Source organism: Streptomyces sp. ADI95-17 (assembly GCF_003846175.1).
Taxonomy (GTDB): domain Bacteria; phylum Actinomycetota; class Actinomycetes; order Streptomycetales; family Streptomycetaceae; genus Streptomyces; species Streptomyces sanglieri.
This window is the reverse complement of sequence record NZ_ML123045.1, coordinates 1,100,014-1,116,949: the sequence shown is the minus strand read 5'-3', so window position 1 is coordinate 1,116,949 and position 16,936 is coordinate 1,100,014. Positions and strand designations below refer to the sequence as shown.

Below are 16,936 nucleotides of genomic sequence, written 5' to 3'. Positions count from 1 at the left end.
GCGGCCGAAGGCCCGGTCCCCGACCGTGACGTCAGCCCGCCGCCCCGCGCCACCCGGTCCAGGCCGGGTGGCGCGGATCGTCGGAGCGTACGACCGCGTCCGCGTGGTCGCCGGGCGCAGCCTCGTCCTCGTAGCGCGCGAAGGCGGGCAGCGTCCAGCGCTCCGCCTCCTCGGTACGGCGGCGCAGCGCGCCCGGCGACAGCCGCAGATGAACACTCAGGTCGAACGGGAACCAGTGCCCCAGCAGCAGCGGCCCGTGCACCACCAGCACCCCGCCCTCGGGCAGTGGCCGGTACGGGCTGCGTGTGGCCCGGTCGGTCACCGGATCCCAGAGATCGGGCAGCACCCGCCCGCTCCCGCCGGCCTCCAGCGGTCCGAAGACCTCGCGCCACAGCGCGCCCGTGTCGAACCAACTGCCGTAGTACGAGTCCGGGTCCTCCTTGCCGTACTCGTACCGGAGACTCGCCGGCCGCAGGAAACCCTCGGTGGACACGACCAGCACCGCGCGGCCCCGGACCCGCAGCGCCTGTGCGACGCGCTCGGCCGGCTCCCCGGTGCGGGCCGCCGGAGCGCCGTCGACGGCGACCTTCAGCCAGGGGCCGCCGTCGGCGGGTTCCAGGGTGTCGGTCCGTGCGGCGATGGCTTCGGCCAGCCGCTCCCAGGTGATCGCTTCGAATCGCACCCGCCCATCATCGCCCGGGTCCGTCATCGCCCCCGGTCCGTCATCGCCCGGGTCCGTCATCGCCCCGAGCCTCCCGTTCAGTGCCTCCCGTTCAGTGCCGGGCGTCCCACCAGCGAGGGGCGTCCTCGTCGGGTTCGTCCGGGCTTGCGAAGCGGAAAGGGACGCCGAGCCGCTCCGCCAGTTCCCGGCCGGTCCGCGCCGCCTCGCCGGTGCCCGCCGCACCGATCCGGAAGCCGTCCAGGTCGACGCTCTCCCACGGCCCGGCCAGGACGGCGGTCAGCACCACGATCCAGCCCCAGGTATCGCCGTCCCAGACCGCCTCGACGGCCACCGGACCGCGGGGCAGAGCGCGGGCAGCGGCGGCCATGGTGTCCACGTCCGGGCGGGCCGGGGGCGGCATGCGGTCGGCGAGTGCCCGGTGGCGCCCGTCCAGCACCTCCACGCATTCGTGCAGCTCCGGACGGGGTTCGACGCCGCTCTCCCGCATCACCCCGACGGCCTGGATGTTCCGTCCCGCCAGGACCAGTTCGTCGATCCGCTCGCGTACGCCGGCGGGGAACGTCCACCACATGAGCTGCGCCCGGTGGCTCTCGGCGAGGCTCAGCACCCGGTCGGCGAGGGGGCGCAGGTCCGGTTCGCGCCGGGCCGCCGTTTCGGCGAGCCTGCGGATGTCGGCGCACCACCGCCCGGACACGTCGTCCGGCGCGTCGATGCGCCGGAAGCCGCGCTCCAGCAGCCCCCGGGCGTTCCGCGGCTGCCCGCGCAGTACGGCCTTCGTCGCGGCGACCGCGTTGGCCAGCGCACTCGCCGGCCTCGACCAGCCGTCGCCGTGCGCCGCCGGATCGCCCCGGTCAGGGCCGGGCCGGCCGGCGACCGGTGCTGACGCGGCCTCCGGATCCACACGCCACGCGGCCTCCGGATCCGCGCTCCACGCGACCTCCAGATCCAGACGCCAGAAGAGCGGAAGCCCGCGGAAGGCGGCGAAGAGCAGCCGCCGCTCACGGGAGTTCCGCGAATCGGGGTCCGTACGGAGGGATTCCAGTGGCACCACCGCCCCGAGCACCTCGGGGACGGCGTCGAGGCAGGCGTCGAACCGGCCGTCGGGCACCGTCCAGGCGATGTCGATGTCGCTGTACGCGTCCGCCGTTCCAAGAGCGAGCGAGCCCCGCAGCTCCGCCCGCGAACCGGGGCAGTACGCGGCGAGCGCCCGCAGCAGGTCCTGTGCGAACGCGGCGCGCCGCGCCGGGTCGAGTTCTCCCGTACCCGTCCGGTCCTGCGGGATCTCTCCGTTCATGGCCGCTCTCTCCTGTCGTCGGCTGTTGTCCCCCGTCATCCGAAAACGCTCCGTCCGCGGCCGGTCCGCCTCCTACGATCTTCACCATGGACCTCGAATTCGCCCGCACGTTCGCCGCCGAGTGGCTGGACGGCTGGAACTCCCATGACCTGGACCGCATTCTGACGCACTATCACGACGACGTGACGTTCCGTTCGCCCGTCATCGCGCAGCTGACCGGTGATGTCTCCGGCACGGTGCACGGAAAGGATGCGCTGCGCGCCTACTGGGCGACGGGACTGGAGCGCATCCCCGAGCTGAGGTTCGAACTGGTGGACGTCCGGGTGAGCGTCCATGCCCTGGTGATCGACTACCGCAACCAGATCGGCGGCCGGGTCAGCGAGGTGCTGATCTTCCGCGACGGCCTGGTGATCTCCGGTTTCGGGGCGTACGGCGAGACGCTCGCCGACTGACGGCCGTCCGGCCGGCCGCTCCGGCGCCATCGGTGGGCGGGCGCACCACAGCCCACCCTCCTGCCGCCCCTGTCACTCACCTCGCAGCGCAGCGGCGAGCGGCCCGTCGCCCGACACCTCGACACGGCCGCCCTCGACGGCCTCCACGAGGGTCAGCCCGCCGCGCGCGAGCTCCAGGCAGACCTCGACGTCCAGCGCGATACGGGCATCGGCACGGTCGGCGGGGCCGTCCCCGTACACCGCTTCCCCCTCCTCCGCACCACCGGCGCGCACGTGGAACTCGCCCTCGTCCAGGCGTACTTCGACGACCCCGGAGTAGGCCGGCCCGTCCAGTGCGCGCAGCAGCGGAAGCGCGAACCAGTGGGCCCGCACCGCGTCGGTCGGGCGTCGTTCGGCGAGCGCGGGCGCGCCCCACTCGGCGAGCGCGGCGAGCACCGGCATCAGTCCGTGGCCGCGCTCGGTGAGTTCGTAGACCGAGGCGGCGGCGGGCGGCGGGAGCCGGCGGCGGGTGGCGAGGCCGTTCTGCTCCATGTCCCGGAGCCGGGAGGCGAGCACGTCCGTGCTGACGCCCGGAAGGTCGGCGTGCAGGTCGGTGTAGCGGCGGGGGCCCGCCAGCAGTTCACGGACGATCAGCAGCGTCCATCGGTCGCCCACGGAATCGAGGGCGCGCGCGGTGGCGCAGAACTGGTCGTAGCTCCGGCGGCGGACCGGGCGTGTTGCGGGCTGTTGCTGACGTGGCATGCGACGCAGTCTAGACATGTTGTTGGACTTTCCAAGCCCGAGCTTGGTAAAACCAAGTATCGCAATCAGGTCGGGGAGGCCACCGCATGGAATTCCGGCAGTCCAGCAAGCTCAACGAGGTCTGTTACGAGATCCGGGGCCCGGTCATCGAGCACGCCAACGCCCTGGAGGAGGCGGGCCACAGCGTGCTCCGGCTCAACACGGGCAACCCCGCGCTCTTCGGTTTCGAGGCGCCGGAGGAGGTCGTCCAGGACATGATCCGGATGCTTCCGCAGGCCCATGGCTACACGGATTCGCGCGGCATCCTGTCCGCCCGCCGGGCCGTGGCGCAGCGCTATCAGGCGATGGGGCTGCCGGATGTCGGGGTCGACGACATCTTCCTCGGCAACGGCGTCTCCGAGCTGATCTCGATGGCCGTCCAGGCACTGCTGGAGGACGGCGACGAGGTGCTCGTCCCGTCCCCCGACTACCCGTTGTGGACCGCGGTGGTGACCCTCGCGGGCGGCAAGTCCGTGCACTACACCTGTGACGAGGCGTCGGACTGGAACCCCGATCTCGCCGACATGGCCTCGAAGATCACCGACCGCACCAAGGCCGTCGTGATCATCAACCCGAACAACCCGACCGGTGCCGTCTACCCGCGCGAGATCCTCGAAGGCATCCTCGATCTGGCGCGCAGGCACGGTCTGATGGTGTTCGCCGACGAGATCTACGACCAGATCCTGTACGACGACGCCGAGCACCACAGTGTGGCGGCCCTCGCTCCCGACCTGGTCTGCCTCACCTTCAGCGGCCTGTCGAAGACGTACCGCGTGGCGGGTTTCCGCTCCGGCTGGATGGTGGTCTCCGGTCCGCAGCAGCACGCCCGCAACTACCTGGAGGGGCTGACCACGCTCGCCTCCATGCGGCTGTGCCCCAACGCGCCCGCGCAGTACGCCATTCAGGCCGCGCTCGGCGGCCGGCAGTCGATCCGGGAGCTGGTCGCGCCCGGGGGCAGGCTGTACGAGCAGCGCAACCGGGCCTGGGAGAAGCTGAACGAGATCCCGGGGGTGTCGTGCGTGAAGCCGAAGGGAGCGCTGTACGCGTTCCCGCGCATCGACCCGAAGGTGCACCGGATCGTCGACGACGAGAAGTTCGTGCTGGATCTGCTGCTGCGGGAGAAGATCCAGGTCGTGCAGGGCACCGGTTTCAACTGGCCGCGGCCCGACCATTTCCGGATCCTCACGCTCCCGTACGCTGACGATCTCGACGCGGCGATCAGCCGCATCGGCCGCTTCCTGACCGGATACCGCCAGTGACCGGATGCCCCCGGTGACCTGTTCCGCCTGCCGCTTTCCCGTCCACACCCAGTTCGCCTCGTTCGGGCTCGTCGGCCCGATCGTGGAGGACGGGGTCGATCCGGCCACCGACCCGGCCTGGGCGGAGTCGGGCGCGGAGTCACCGGCCGAGTACGCGCGCTGGTCGGGCCATCTGTGCGGTATGACCTGTCTGCGCATGGCGCTCGGCGCCGAGGCTCCGTCCCTGTTCGCGCTGCGCGACGGGGCGCTCCGGTACGGCGCGTACACCGAGGACGAACGGGGGGAGATCCGGGGACTGATCTACGCCCCCTTCGCCGAGTACGCACGCGAGGTGCACGGCGTGCACGCCACGGTGCACCGCCATCTCTCGCCGGAGGAGATCCTCGGTCTGCTGGACGGCGGCCGTACGGTCATGGCCTCGGTGCACTACGGCATCCGGTACCCGGGGCGGCCGGCTCCCGGGCGGGGCGGGCATCTGGTGCTGCTGACGTCCCGTACGGCCGACGGCGCGGGCGTCCACTTCCACAACCCGTCGGGGACGACGGCGCGGACCCGGGCCGCGGAGCTGGCACTGCCCGACTTCGAGCGGTTCTTCGCGGGGCGCGGGGTGTCGCTGCCCGCCGGCGAGTGAAGGGCGCGCCGTCCGGAACAGGAGCGGGCCCGGGGGCGTAGCCGGCCCCCGAGCCCTGGTGTGCCACCCATACGGCACGCCGACACTTTTAAGGACCCGTGTCAGGTTGATGTCGCCGCGTCCTGCCTTTAGACGACCGCAGATCGAAGCTCTGCGGGCCGGAGTCGAACCGGCATCTCGACGCCCGTGGGCACGGGCCCACTCGATTCGGCGATGGGTGACGAATGCTGAGTCTGGAGCAAGAGTCTGAGATTGATCGCGGTCTGCCTCTACCATTTGGGCCACCCCGGCCCGTTCGTGCGCCGGGGCGCACGGAGTGCCGGGGGGAGGACTCGAACCTCCACTGGAACCGCGTCGTCACGACAAGCTTCAGTTTCAGCTTGCGCTCCTGGCGCACCCCGGCCGAAATTGGTCGGCCGGGGAATCAATGGTCGGTCACCCGAAGAGGTAACCGAATACCGCATCACCCACCCGCTGGTCGGTGACGTCCGCGCCGTTGGCTTCCTCGCGGGCGTACTTCACGGCCTGCTGGAGCTTCTCCACCCGGTCCAGCAGCTCGTTGACGCGCCGTGCGGGAAGGGCGCCGGAGAACTTCACCGTCGTCCAGTACCCGATCGGGATGTCCTCGTAGTACACCTCGACCTGCGCCGGGTGCTTGTCGGTGGCCTCCGCCTTCACGTGGTTGCGGGGCACCTTCTTGGTACGGAGCGTCCGCACCGGCTCGGTCTTCCAGGAGTCCGTCGACGGGTCCTGGGTCCAGGCCTCCGCGGCGTCGAGCACGGGCAGCTTGCGGATGAAGGTGTTGAGGTCCGTCAGCTGCTTCTCCAGGAAGAGCAGATACGAGACGGGCACGTCGCTCACCAGCACCCGGCCGTCGACCTTGACATCGGCGCGGGCCGAACAGTTCGCCCAGTCCTTCGTGGCGGTCACATCGAAGAGCCGGGTCAGGGTCGCCGCGGTTTCCCGCAGCACGTCCTCGGCCTTGATCTGCACCAGCGTCGACTCGGGCGGCAGCTGCTCGCCCTCCTCGTCCTTCGGCTGGTACGTACGGGAGATCCCGGCCAGCAGGCCGGTCTTCTGGAGGCCGTGATGGGCCGCCGTCAGGTCCTGGTGAGCCTTGGACTTGACGCCCTTCTCCACTGCGATGATCTGATTGAGTTTCGCCACGTCCCGGAACCTAACAGCGCCGAACCGGTCCGAACAAACGGTTATCACAGGGCCCGATGGCCGAGCCGATGAGTCTGTGCCAGGTGGTTTCCAGCACCGTGACGTCGTCGGTGACGACGTAGATCACCGCCCCCGCCCCGGGGCGCAGCGGGATTTCGCCGGCGCTCCGGACCGATCCGTACGGGTGGTTTCCACCGGACGCCCATGTCCCTGCCGCTGTCCGGCGGGGGCCGCTTGTCACAGTGAGGCCCGCACGTCCGCACCACCGTCCCGCGAACACTCCAGCAGCGACCCGCGCACGGACACCACCCGCGTACCGCCCGTCTGCTGAGCCTCACCCGTCGTCACCTCCTCTCCCCCAGGCCCGAAAGAAGGTCACCGCCTTGCCTCGCATCCACCGCTTCACCATTGCGCAGGGCCGTACCGGCCCGCAGAGGCGCACCGCGTTGACCGCGGCCGCGGTCGCCCTGGCCGTGCCGGCCATGGGCACGCCCGTCGCGTACGCCACGCTGGGCGACGAAGCCCCCGCGGCCTCCCGGTCCACGGCGTCGGCCCTCGTCACGCGCGGGAAGGCATACATCGAGACCCGGCTCCTCTTCGGAACCGAACGCCCGGACGGTGGACCGGATGTGACCGATCGCCAGTTCCTGGCTTTCATCGACGAGGAGGTCACGCCGCGCTTCCCGAACGGGCTGACCATCCAGGACGGCCGGGGACAGTGGCGGGACTCCAACGGGGTCATCGAGCGGGAGCGCAGCTACGAACTGACCCTGCTCTACCCCGCGTCCGAGGCCCGTGTGCGCGATGTCCAAATCGAGCGGATCCGCGACGCCTACGAGAAGGCCTACGCCCACAGGACTCGGTGGCCCGGCTCGAAGAGCGCACGACGGCCGACTTCTGACCCCGGGCACGTACCCGGTCGGGATACTGTGCCCCGGCCGGGTACGGGAACGTACCCACACGCCGAACGGGGGAACGATCCACATGGGCACGCCAGTACGCCACTTCACCGCGACGACGCCGGACGGTCAGGAGTTCACGGTCAATATCGAGCGGGACTTCCGGTACGACCCGTACCGCGACTTCCTTGTCTGCGCCCACTGCGACTGGTCGCCGTCGCTGCTGACGATGAAGAAGATCGTCGACATGGCCGGGGAGCATCTGGCATCGGTGCACGGTGCCGACCAGGGCCTGTCCCAGCAGGACAACGAGGCGTTCCGCAAAGCAGGGCTGATCATGCTGCCGATCGTCGCCGTGCTCCTGGTCGTTCTCTTCGTCTGTCTGCAGAACCTCTGAGGCCCACAGGGCCGGTTCAGCTCCCGCTCAGCTCCATGAGCGCGCTCACCGGATCGGTGTCCGGCGTGGCCCGGGGCCACCAGTCGTCCTCGCCCGGTTCGGATTCGTAGCCGTACCAGCGGCCGTCGTGGCCGAAGCGGAGCTGAAGCGTGCCGCCGGGGTGGGTGAGGTGGTTGCGCCGGGGCTGGAAGCGGGGGAAGCCGGCGGCCGCGAGTGCGGGGCGGGCCCGGTCGAAGGGGCCGGCCGGGGGGTCCCAGGGGGTTTCGAGGACGGCCAGCCCTCCGGCGCCGCCCTGGCGCCAGGCCGCGACCGCGCGGGCCAGGTCGGTGGTGGTGCGGCCGGTGGCGTACGCCAGCTCGCGGTAGAGGGCGCGGGTGGTGGCGGTGAGCCCGGCGGTGGGCCGGGACGCGGCCAGCCGTACCGCGTCCTGCCAGGAGGTGAGTCCGGCGAGCGGATCGAGGCCGGTGGTGAGCAGCGTGTGCGCGCGGGCCGCCGCGTCCGTGGCGAGGTGGTCGAGGGCGAGCGGGTCGCGTGCGCCGGGCAGGCTCGGGTACGAGGGCGGCTGCGCGGGGTGCGGCAACACCGGAAGCGGGGCGGGGAGCGGCGGGAGATAGCGGTCGGCGAGTGCCTCGCGGGCCGGCACGGAGGGGGTGGCGGGGGCCGCGGGGCGTTCCCGCGCGGAGTGGGCGGCGTTGCGGCGGCCCAGCTCTTCGAGGAGTTCCCGTTCGCCCCGGCCGCGCAGCAGCAGCAGGACGAACGGGTCGGTGTCCAGGAGTCTCGCCATCTGGTAGCAGAGCGCGGCCACGTGCTTGCAGGGCCGGCCGTGGTCCGGGCAGGAGCAGCCGGGGTCGAGGTCTCCCGCACCGGGCAGCAGTGCGATGCCGGCCTCGGCCGCCGTGTCGGCCAGCGAGTGCGGCATCTCCTTGGTGAGCAGCGCGGCGAGGTGTCCGGGCCGGGCCGCGACCGCGTCCAGGAAGGTGTCCCAGTCGGGGTCGGCGAGAATCCGCAGCCGCAGTTCGCAGCGGTAGGGGCGGGGGCGGCTGCCGTGGACGTAGGCGACGACCCGGCCGGGGGTGACGGTGATCGCGGCGACCTTGCCGCTGTCGGCGTACGTACGGCCGCGGGCGAGCCGCGCCTCGTCCATCGAGACGGATTCCAGGGCGGTCACCCAGGCACGGCCCCACCAGCTGTCCGCGAAGGGTTCGTCGCCGTCGCCGGTGCGGGGCGGTACGGCCTCGAAGGTGCGCCGCAGGTCGTCGGGGCCGGGGCGCGGGCGGGCGACGGGGCGGGGTTCGTGGCCGGTGTGCGGGCGGGGACTCATGCCGGCCTCCGGAGCGAGACGAGGTCGGCCAGATCGCGGTCGCTCAGCTCGGTCAGCGCGGCCTCGCCGGTCCCGAGGACCGTGTCCGCCAGGGCCCGCTTGGCCTCCAGGAGCTCGCCGATCCGGTCCTCGACGGTGCCTTCCGCGATCAGTCGGTGCACCTGCACGGGCTGGGTCTGGCCGATGCGGTATGCCCGGTCCGTGGCCTGTTCCTCGACGGCCGGGTTCCACCAGCGGTCGTAGTGGATGACGTGGGCGGCCCGGGTGAGATTGAGGCCGGTGCCCGCCGCCTTGAGGGAGAGCAGGAAGACCGGGACCTCACCGGACTGGAAGCGGTCCACCATCCGTTCCCGCTCGGCGACGGGTGTGCCGCCGTGCAGGAGCTGGGAGGGGACGCCGCGCGAGGTGAGGTGGGCGGACAGGAGCCTGGCCATGGTCACGTACTGGGTGAAGATGAGGACGGCGCCGTCCTCGGCGAGGATCGTGTCGAGGAGTTCGTCGAGCAGGGCCAGCTTTCCGGAGCGGCCGACGAGCCTGGTCGGCTCCTCCTTCAGATACTGCGCGGGGTGGTTGCAGATCTGCTTGAGCGAGGCCAGCAGCTTCATGATCAGGCCGCGCCGGGCGATGCCCTCCGACGCCTCGATGAACGCCATCGTCTCGCGGACCGCCGCCTCGTAGAGCGTGACCTGTTCGCGGGTGAGGAAGACGGGGTGGTCGGTCTCCGTCTTGGGCGGCAGCTCGGGGGCGATGCCCGGGTCGGACTTCTTGCGGCGCAGGAGGAAGGGCCGGACCAGCCGGGAGAGCCGTTCGACCGCTTCGTCGTTGGCGAGTCCGGCAGCCGTGCCGGTGTTCTCGACGATGCGGGCGTGCCGGGCCCGGAACGCCTTGAGGGGGCCGAGCAGTCCGGGGGTGGTCCAGTCGAGCAGGGCCCACAGCTCGGAGAGATTGTTCTCCACCGGGGTTCCGGTCAGGGCGACCCGGGCCGGGGCCGGGATGGTGCGCAGCGCCTTCGCCGTGGAGGACTGCGGGTTCTTCACGTGCTGGGCCTCGTCCGCGACGATCAGGCCCCAGCCGTGACCGGCCAGTTGCGCGGCGCTGGAGCGCATCGTGCCGTACGTGGTGAGGACGAAGCCGCCGCCGGACCCGGTGAGTGTGCGGTCGGTGCCGTGGAAGCGGCGCACGGGGACACCGGGAGCGAAGCGGTTGATCTCCCGGTGCCAGTTGCCCAGGAGGGAGGCGGGGCAGATCACCAGGGTGGGCTCGGGGTGGGCGCGGTGCAGATGGAGCGCGATGAGGGTGATCGTCTTGCCCAGGCCCATGTCGTCGGCCAGGCAGCCGCCGAGGCCGAGCGAGGTCATCCGGTCCAGCCAGGCCAGGCCGCGCAGCTGGTAGTCACGGAGGGTGGCGTCGAGGCCGGGCGGTGGGGCGATGGTGGTGTGGTCGGCGGTGATGCGCTCGCGGAGCGCGGCCAGCGCGCCGACGGGCACCGCTGCGACCTGTTCGCCGTCGACCTCGGCGGTGCCGGTCAGGGCGGCGGCGAGGGCGTCGACCGGATCGAGCAGGCCGAGCTCCCGCTTGCGTGCCTTGCGTACGAGCGCGGGGTCGACGACCACCCACTGGTCCCGCAGCCGCACCACCGGCCGGTGGGCCTCCGCGAGGATGTCCATCTCCGCCTCGGTGAGCTGCTCGTCGCCCAGCGACAGCTGCCAGTTGAAGGCGAAGAGCTGCTCGGCGTCGAAGAACGAGGTGCCGTCGGTGGCCGAGCCGGGTGCGGGCCGCACGACGGCGGAGGCGGTGAGCGAACGGGCGAGCTCCCTGGGCCAGTGCACGCTCACCCCAGCCGCCGCCAGCCGGGCTCCGGCGTCGCTGAGCAGCTCGTACAGCTCGTCCTCCTCAAGGGCGAGCACATCGGGCACCGGCTGGTCCAGCAACCGCTCCAGCGGTGCCCAGACGCGGGCGGCGCGGCGCAGGGCGAGCACGGCGTCGATCCTGGCGCGCGGGCCGAACGGCTCACCCGCCCCGCCGTTCCAGAGCGCGGCGGCGTCGGTGACATAGGTCGGGTCGGCGAGGCTGTGCACCTGGGTGATGGCCGCGGCGGCGTGCCGCGCGGCGCCGGCGCGGTGAGCGGTGACCCCGGCCTCGCCGGGACCGGTGGCGTCGGAGGAGTCGTACGTGCCGGAGGAGCCGTACGTACCGGTGGCGTCGTACGTGCCGGGGGCGTCGTGCGCGCCTGCGGTGCCGTACGTGTCGGCCGTGTCGAAGAGTTCGTACGCCGACAGGTCCAGGCGCAGCGACACCCGTACACCCGCGTCGAGCCCGGACGCGACCTCGACCGCCCAGTCACGCGCCCCCGGCAGGTGCTGGGCCTCGCGGGACGCGAAGGGTGCCCCCATCGCGTACGCCGCGGCGGGCGTACGGGGCAGGGTGTCGGCGACCGCGTCGAGGAAGGAGCCCAGCAGCCACTGGGGGTCGGGGAGCCGGAGCGGGGTGAGATCCGGCAGCGGGACCGTGTGGCCCTCGGCCGGCATGGCGGCGGCGATCGCCCGTAGATGGGCGATGTCCTCGGCGTCGCGCGGCCCGGCCCGCCAGGCGTCGTGGTCGTCGCCCGTCAGACCGGGGAGCAGCCTGCCGCGCGCCGCCAGGTTGAGCGCCTGGAGCGCGGCGGCGCCCCAGCAGCGCGTGGCGGGGTGGGCGGACTCCTGGTGCCGGGCCCGCACCAGCAGCGGCAGCGCGTCGGCGACAGGCAGCAGCAGCGCGGGCACCGTCCGCCGTCGGACGTCGTCGTCGCCCTGCCCTTGCCTCCGGACGACGGTGATCTCGGCCGTGCTCGCACCGGGTGCCGGGCTCTCCGGGTCCGCGGGGTGCGCGCAGACGTCGCCCGGCTCCGGGAGAGGGCCGCCCTCGGGGTCCCAGAAGGCGACCCGCCCGTCCCTCGGCAGCGGCGCGGGCAGGAACACCGCGGCACAGCGCAGAAGGCGGACGGCGGCGGCGTCCTGCTGGTGTTGTGCCGTGCTCATCGGTCCCCTCCCCTCCCGCCCTGATCCGCTCGACCCCTCTTGGAGCCTCTTGATCGCCTTGTTCTTCATCGACTCCTGCGAGTCTAGGCGGGGGCTCTGACAACCGGACTCTCACCCACATTTCAGCAGGTCAGGCACGACATGAAACGCCCCGGTCCATGTCTGTCGGACCGGGGCGGGGAACGGTGGGCAAAGGGCTGGTGCGGGCGGGCCGGCTCAGTGCCTGGCCAACGGCTTCGGACGCGAGGGCCGGGCCGGAACCGCGTTCGGCGGTGCGGGCACGGGCGGCGGCGAGGGTGCGGGTGCGGACGCCCCGGACGACGTCTGCGGCGGTCGCGGCCCTGGCCTCGGCTGAGCCTGTGCGGGGCGCTGAGCCTGTGCGGCGCGCTGGCCCTGTGCGGGGCGCTGCGGCTGACCTGTCTGCGGCGGCGCCACCTGCTGTTGCACGGGCTGCTGCTGGACGGGCTGCTGCGCCCGTTCCAGGAAGCGGAGCAGCTCCACCGGGAACGGCAGCACCAGCGTGGAGTTCTTCTCCGCCGCCACCGCCACCACCGTCTGCAACAGACGCAGCTGGAGCGCGGCCGGCTGGGAGGACATCTCCTTCGCCGCCTCGGCGAGCTTCTTCGACGCCTGGAGCTCGGCGTCCGCGTTGATGACCCGGGCCCGCCGCTCACGGTCGGCCTCGGCCTGGCGGGCCATGGAGCGCTTCATCGTCTCCGGCAGCGATACGTCCTTGATCTCCACCCGGTCGATCTGCACGCCCCAGCCGACCGCGGGGCTGTCGATCATCAGCTCAAGCCCCTGATTCAGCTTCTCGCGGTTGGACAGCAGATCGTCCAGATCGCTCTTTCCGATGATCGAACGCAGCGAGGTCTGGGCCATCTGCGACACCGCGAACCGGTAGTCCTCTACCTGGATCACGGCGCTCGCCGCATCGACGACCTTGAAGTAGATGACCGCGTCCACCCGAACCGTGACGTTGTCCCGGGTGATCCCGTCCTGTGCCGGCACCGGCATCGTCACGATCTGCATATTGACCTTGCGCAGCCGCTCGATGCCGGGGAGCACCATGGTGAACCCGGGCCCTCGTACGTCGTTGCGGAGCCTGCCGAGCCGCAGCACGACGCCGCGCTCGTACTGCTTGACGACCTTGGCCGCAGCTGCCGTGTACAGCGCACCCGCCGAGACCGCCGCCACTATCGCGATCACGAGCTCCTGGACCATGACGGCCCCCTGAAAGCCGGAAACTGCCGAAAGCTCCTGATCCAGGTGATCCAGAATCATCCAGATCACATAATCAGTCGCTATTACCACGGTATGCCCAATATCAATCGATATGAACATGGATCGGGCCCCCGCCGTCCCGTCCTTCCCCCGCCCGGCCGCGTACCGGATGCCGGGGCACCGGAGAGGAGGCAGGGTGACCAGCGTCAGCACGTACCGAGTACGTACTCCGTGGCCATCCGTGCGTACCCGTGGCATACGCAGCGCCAGTGCCGGTGCAACGCGCCGGACGAGACAGACGAGGACCCCGCCCATGCCCGTGATCGCTCACCGACGCCGCCGTCTCGGCATCGCAGCCGGGACCGCGCTCCTGACCCTCACCGTCGCAGGCTGTTCCGGCCTCGGCCGGACCGCGGTCGGACCGATCGCATACACGACGGAGCGCGACGTCGAGATCACGGTGAACAGCCCGCCCGTGAAGGGCTGCCACCGGCTCGCCCCCTCGGGCGCCAAGGTAGTGAGCAACGGCACCCTGGTCGACATCATTCTGTACCGCACCCGCAACTGCACCGGTCCGGGCACGACGTACCTCGCGAAGTCGTTCACCGATGTCAACGCGGCCTCCGCCCTGCCCTGGCGCAGCTACAGCACGGTCCACTGACCGACCGGCCCCGTTCGCCACGCCCCGGTCCGCGGTCCGGAAGCCGACGCTCCCGGGCCGCGGATCTCACTCGCTCCGAGGCCGCTCCGGCACGGCGCGCACCCATATCCCGTCGTCCGTGAGATACCGGTCGACGGTCAGGCCCGCCGCCGCCAGGTGGCTCTCGAACTGCTCCTTCGACAGCTCACGCGACCGGAACGTCTGGGTCCAGCGCGCGTCGTCGAAGACGTACTCGGCATGCACCGAGTCCACCCCGTCCCCCACGGGCTCCGCCGAGACGATCCGTACGGTGTATCCGGCCGGATGAATCCTCTCCCGCGGCAGGTCGGTGTGGTAGTCGGCGCCCTCGCGCTGGATGAGCACGACGCCGCCGTCCTTGACGTGCTTGCGGCACGTCCGCAGCATCCCGTCACGCACCCGGTGCTCGCTCGTGTGCACCAGGAACGACGCCAGCATCACCACGTCGAACCTCTCCTCGCCGAGGTCCAGCGACTCGATGGGCTCCGCACGGTGCGGGCGCCCCGGATGTGCTCCAGCATCTGCGCCGACTCGTCCACGGCTGTGACCTCGAAGCCGCGCCCGATCAGCGGATGCGTCACCCGGCCCGTGCCGCAGCCCAGTTCCAGAATGGTCGCCCCGGCGGGCACCGCCGCCGCGATCACGTCCGGTTCGTCGCCGACGGAGAGCCGTCTGTACAGCTCGACCGCGCAGCCGTCCGGTGTGATCGCGCCGGGGCCCGTCCCTGAATACCCTTCACGCACCAGTTGTCCGCTCATGTTCGTCGGAACGAACGGCCGTTGACCGCAGTTCCGGTCACGCCGCTCCACATCGCCCCGCGCCGGCTCACACCGAGCGGCGGGCGACCAGTGCCGCGCTGATGTGCTGGAGGTCGGCCGGGCGGGCCGGGGAGAGACCGGTCAGCCGGTCGATGCGGCGGATGCGGTAGTCGACGGTGTTGGGGTGGATGTGCAGGGCGGCCGCGGTGGCCCGCCGGTCCAGGCCCAGTTCGAGGTACGTCTCCAGGGTGCGCAGCAGCTCCGGCTTCGCCTCCAGCGGGCGCAGCAGCTGTGCGAGCCCGTGCAGGGCCTCGCTGGGCCGGCTGAGCTGGTATTCGAGCAGTACATCGGCCAGCCGGTACAGGCCCGGCGGCCGGCCCGTACGGGCGATCAGATCGACGATCTCGGCGTTACGGGCCACCGCGGCCGGCACCGCCTCCGGTTCGGCGGTCTCCGCGGCGGCCGTGATGGGGACGCCGGCGGCACGGGTCGCCTCCTCGATCAGCGCGCGCAGACCGCCCGGTCCGTGCCACGGCGGCGGCTCGGCGGCGGGCAGCAGCACCGTGCCGCCGGAGGCGTCGAGGGCGGTGAGCACCGGCGTACCGGCGAAGTGGTCGAGGGCCGTGCGGACCCGGCGGATCTTGCGCCGGGCGGCGACACCCGCGCCGGGCCCCGGTGGCTGGTTCAACTCGTCGGGGTGCGGGGCGAGTGCGAGCGTCATCGTGAGGTAGCGGGCGGCCGGACGCAGTCCGGTGCGGTGGGTGAAGCGGTCCAGGGGTTCACCGGTCAGCAGGGCGGCCATCAGGGCGTGCCGGCCGCCGTGGTCCTGGCTGTCGAGGATCTGCCGGGCCTCCAGGTACGCGCTGCTGACGGCGGAGGTCAGCTGCTGCTGAAGGACCATGATGCGGTCCATGATCTCCAGGACGGTGGCGAGATCGCCGGGCAGCGCCCCCTTCGCGGTCTCCTGCCAGCACATCGCGGTGCCGACCTGGTAGGCGGTGAGGATCGCGTCCAGCGGCACGCCCTCCTCGGCGCGCTGGGCCGCCGAGTCGCGCTGCTGGGCGAGTTCGGCGTCCGTGGCGGGGCGGCGGTGCTCGACGACGTCGGCGAAGAGCCGCAGATTGTGCTGGACGATGTCGGCGATGTCGCCGGAGATCTCCTCGTGCGGCAGATCCGCGTAGACCGGCAGATCGGCCAGCAGCCGGGCCACGACACGGCCGGTCAGGGCCGGGACCCGGGCGCGCAGCTGCGCGGCGACCGGACGTCCGGCGATGGACAGCGGTCGGCTCCCCGGACCGCCCGGGACACCGTGCTCGCCCGTGATGACGAGCGGCCGATTGTCACGCGTCACAAGTTCCCCCGCAGAAGTCTGCGTTACCCACCAGTTAAACGACGGCACTTGAGTCTGCATGATGACCGGCGTCACACGCCATGCCACGTTCCCGCCCCCCACCGTCGGAGGATTTCGTGAACATGCCGCAGAAAAAGGGCATCTGTCGTCCCGTCAGGACCGTCATGGGCGCGCTCGCCCTGGCCGGTCTGGCCGTGGGGACCGGTGCGGTGCCGGCATCCGCCGCCGGTACGGACGGCGCCACATCCTATGTCGCGCTCGGCGACTCCATGGCCTCGGGACCGCTCATCCCCGACATCACGGGGCCGGTGGCCTGCGGCCGTTCGACGCACAACTACCCGCACGAGCTGGCCGATCGCCTCGGCGCCTCGCTGACCGACGTCACGTGCAGCGGCGCCGCCTCCAAGCACATGACCGAGAAGCAGTCGCTGTCGCTGCTCGACATCCCGATGGGCTCGGCGCCGCCCCAGTTCGACGCGCTGCGCCCGGACACCGACCTGGTGACGCTGACCATCGGCGGCAACGACGCCGGACTGGTCGGCATCGCGCAGAAGTGCACCACCCTCGACCCGAACGCCACCCCGTGCAAGGAGAAGTACAACGAGGGCGGCGTGGACCAGGTGGGGCAGCGCATCGCGGAGTTCGCGCCGAAGCTGGGCGTCGTACTGGACTCGATCCACCAGCGTTCGCCGCAGGCCCGGGTGATCGTCACGGGGTACGGGCTGTACATCAAGCCCGGCGGCTGTTGGCCGCTGCAGCCGGTCCTGCCGGTGGACGCGGACTTCCTGCAGGGCAGCGTCGACCGGATGAACTCGGTGATCGCCGAGCAGAGCGCCGCGCACGGGGCCGAGTACATCGATCTGGCCACGCCCAGCAAGGGCCACGACTCCTGCCAGGCCCCGTCGGACAAGTGGGTCGAGGGTTACGTGCCGACCGCGGCCGCCGCCCCGCTGCACCCCAACCGCAAGGGTGAGGCGAACTACGCCGCCATCATCGGCGCGCACCTCCAGGGGAGCTGACCGGAG

General features: G+C 71.6%; 14 protein-coding genes, 1 tRNA gene and 2 pseudogenes. 7 read left to right on the top strand and 10 right to left on the bottom strand.

Annotated features, from left to right (window positions below):
* Window positions 1-31: 31 nt before the first annotated feature.
* Window positions 32-682 carry a nucleoside/nucleotide kinase family protein gene (locus tag EES42_RS13055; protein ID WP_124718290.1) on the bottom strand — a complete coding sequence of 217 codons (651 nt, stop codon included), beginning with the start codon at window positions 680-682 and terminating at the stop codon, window positions 32-34.
* A gap of 91 nt (window positions 683-773) precedes the next feature.
* Window positions 774-1,976: a serine/threonine-protein kinase gene (locus EES42_RS46095; RefSeq protein WP_241196365.1), complete on the bottom strand. Its 1,203-nt coding sequence runs from the start codon at window positions 1,974-1,976 to the stop codon at window positions 774-776.
* A gap of 86 nt (window positions 1,977-2,062) precedes the next feature.
* Here EES42_RS46095 and EES42_RS13045 point away from each other — a divergent pair, with 86 nt between their 5' ends.
* Complete coding sequence (locus EES42_RS13045) at window positions 2,063-2,428, top strand: nuclear transport factor 2 family protein (protein ID WP_124718289.1); 366 nt, start codon at window positions 2,063-2,065, stop codon at window positions 2,426-2,428.
* A 72-nt stretch (window positions 2,429-2,500) separates the two neighbouring features.
* Here the strand turns inward: EES42_RS13045 and EES42_RS13040 are convergent, their stop codons facing one another.
* On the bottom strand, window positions 2,501-3,169 hold the full coding sequence (locus EES42_RS13040) for a winged helix-turn-helix transcriptional regulator (RefSeq protein WP_124718288.1): 669 nt from the start codon (window positions 3,167-3,169) through the stop codon (window positions 2,501-2,503).
* 86 nt (window positions 3,170-3,255) lie between these two features.
* On the opposite strand from EES42_RS13040, the gene EES42_RS13035 reads away from it, so the two are divergent.
* Both EES42_RS13035 and EES42_RS13030 read left to right on the top strand, forming a co-directional pair.
* On the top strand, window positions 3,256-4,467 hold the full coding sequence (locus EES42_RS13035) for a pyridoxal phosphate-dependent aminotransferase (protein ID WP_124718287.1): 1,212 nt from the start codon (window positions 3,256-3,258) through the stop codon (window positions 4,465-4,467).
* Between the two features lie 13 nt (window positions 4,468-4,480).
* A complete protein-coding gene (locus tag EES42_RS13030) occupies window positions 4,481-5,098 on the top strand; it encodes a cysteine peptidase family C39 domain-containing protein (protein WP_124718286.1) in 618 nt (205 codons plus the stop codon).
* Window positions 5,099-5,415: 317 nt separating this feature from the next.
* Here the strand turns inward: EES42_RS13030 and EES42_RS44690 are convergent.
* Window positions 5,416-5,501, bottom strand: a tRNA-OTHER gene (locus tag EES42_RS44690).
* A 32-nt stretch (window positions 5,502-5,533) separates the two neighbouring features.
* Window positions 5,534-6,265 (bottom strand): DUF7873 family protein, encoded by a 732-nt coding sequence (locus tag EES42_RS13025; protein ID WP_124718285.1) that lies wholly within the window; start codon window positions 6,263-6,265, stop codon window positions 5,534-5,536.
* Between the two features lie 482 nt (window positions 6,266-6,747).
* Here EES42_RS13025 and EES42_RS13020 point away from each other — a divergent pair.
* Window positions 6,748-7,166: pseudogene (locus tag EES42_RS13020) on the top strand (DUF3574 domain-containing protein).
* An 83-nt stretch (window positions 7,167-7,249) separates the two neighbouring features.
* Window positions 7,250-7,561 carry a hypothetical protein gene (locus tag EES42_RS13015; RefSeq protein ID WP_124718284.1) on the top strand — a complete coding sequence of 104 codons (312 nt, stop codon included), beginning with the start codon at window positions 7,250-7,252 and terminating at the stop codon, window positions 7,559-7,561.
* A gap of 16 nt (window positions 7,562-7,577) precedes the next feature.
* Here the strand turns inward: EES42_RS13015 and EES42_RS13010 are convergent, their stop codons facing one another.
* The 3 genes from EES42_RS13010 to EES42_RS13000 form a co-directional block, all read right to left on the bottom strand.
* Complete coding sequence (locus EES42_RS13010; protein WP_124718283.1) at window positions 7,578-8,882, bottom strand: SWIM zinc finger family protein; 1,305 nt, start codon at window positions 8,880-8,882, stop codon at window positions 7,578-7,580.
* A complete protein-coding gene (locus EES42_RS13005; protein ID WP_124718282.1) occupies window positions 8,879-11,899 on the bottom strand; it encodes a DEAD/DEAH box helicase in 3,021 nt (1,006 codons plus the stop codon). The genes EES42_RS13010 and EES42_RS13005 overlap by 4 nt, the downstream gene beginning before the upstream one ends.
* Window positions 11,900-12,115: 216 nt before the next feature.
* Window positions 12,116-13,123, bottom strand: a complete 1,008-nt coding sequence (locus EES42_RS13000) for a slipin family protein (protein WP_124718281.1) — start codon at window positions 13,121-13,123, stop codon at window positions 12,116-12,118.
* Window positions 13,124-13,436: 313 nt separating this feature from the next.
* Between EES42_RS13000 and EES42_RS12995 the strand changes: the two genes are divergently transcribed.
* Entirely contained in the window at window positions 13,437-13,784 is a 348-nt protein-coding gene (locus tag EES42_RS12995) for a hypothetical protein (RefSeq protein ID WP_124718280.1), read from the top strand.
* Between the two features lie 66 nt (window positions 13,785-13,850).
* Here EES42_RS12995 and EES42_RS12990 read toward each other — a convergent pair.
* Together EES42_RS12990 and EES42_RS12985 are read right to left on the bottom strand one after the other, a co-directional pair.
* Window positions 13,851-14,560 (bottom strand): annotated as a pseudogene (locus EES42_RS12990) (class I SAM-dependent methyltransferase).
* A 67-nt stretch (window positions 14,561-14,627) separates the two neighbouring features.
* The gene (locus EES42_RS12985) at window positions 14,628-15,839 is read right to left on the bottom strand and encodes a PucR family transcriptional regulator (RefSeq protein WP_124718534.1); all 1,212 of its coding nucleotides are present in this window, start codon (window positions 15,837-15,839) and stop codon (window positions 14,628-14,630) included.
* Between the two features lie 194 nt (window positions 15,840-16,033).
* Between EES42_RS12985 and EES42_RS12980 the strand changes: the two genes are divergently transcribed.
* Window positions 16,034-16,930 (top strand): SGNH/GDSL hydrolase family protein, encoded by an 897-nt coding sequence (locus EES42_RS12980; RefSeq protein WP_124718279.1) that lies wholly within the window; start codon window positions 16,034-16,036, stop codon window positions 16,928-16,930.
* Window positions 16,931-16,936 lie beyond the last annotated feature (6 nt).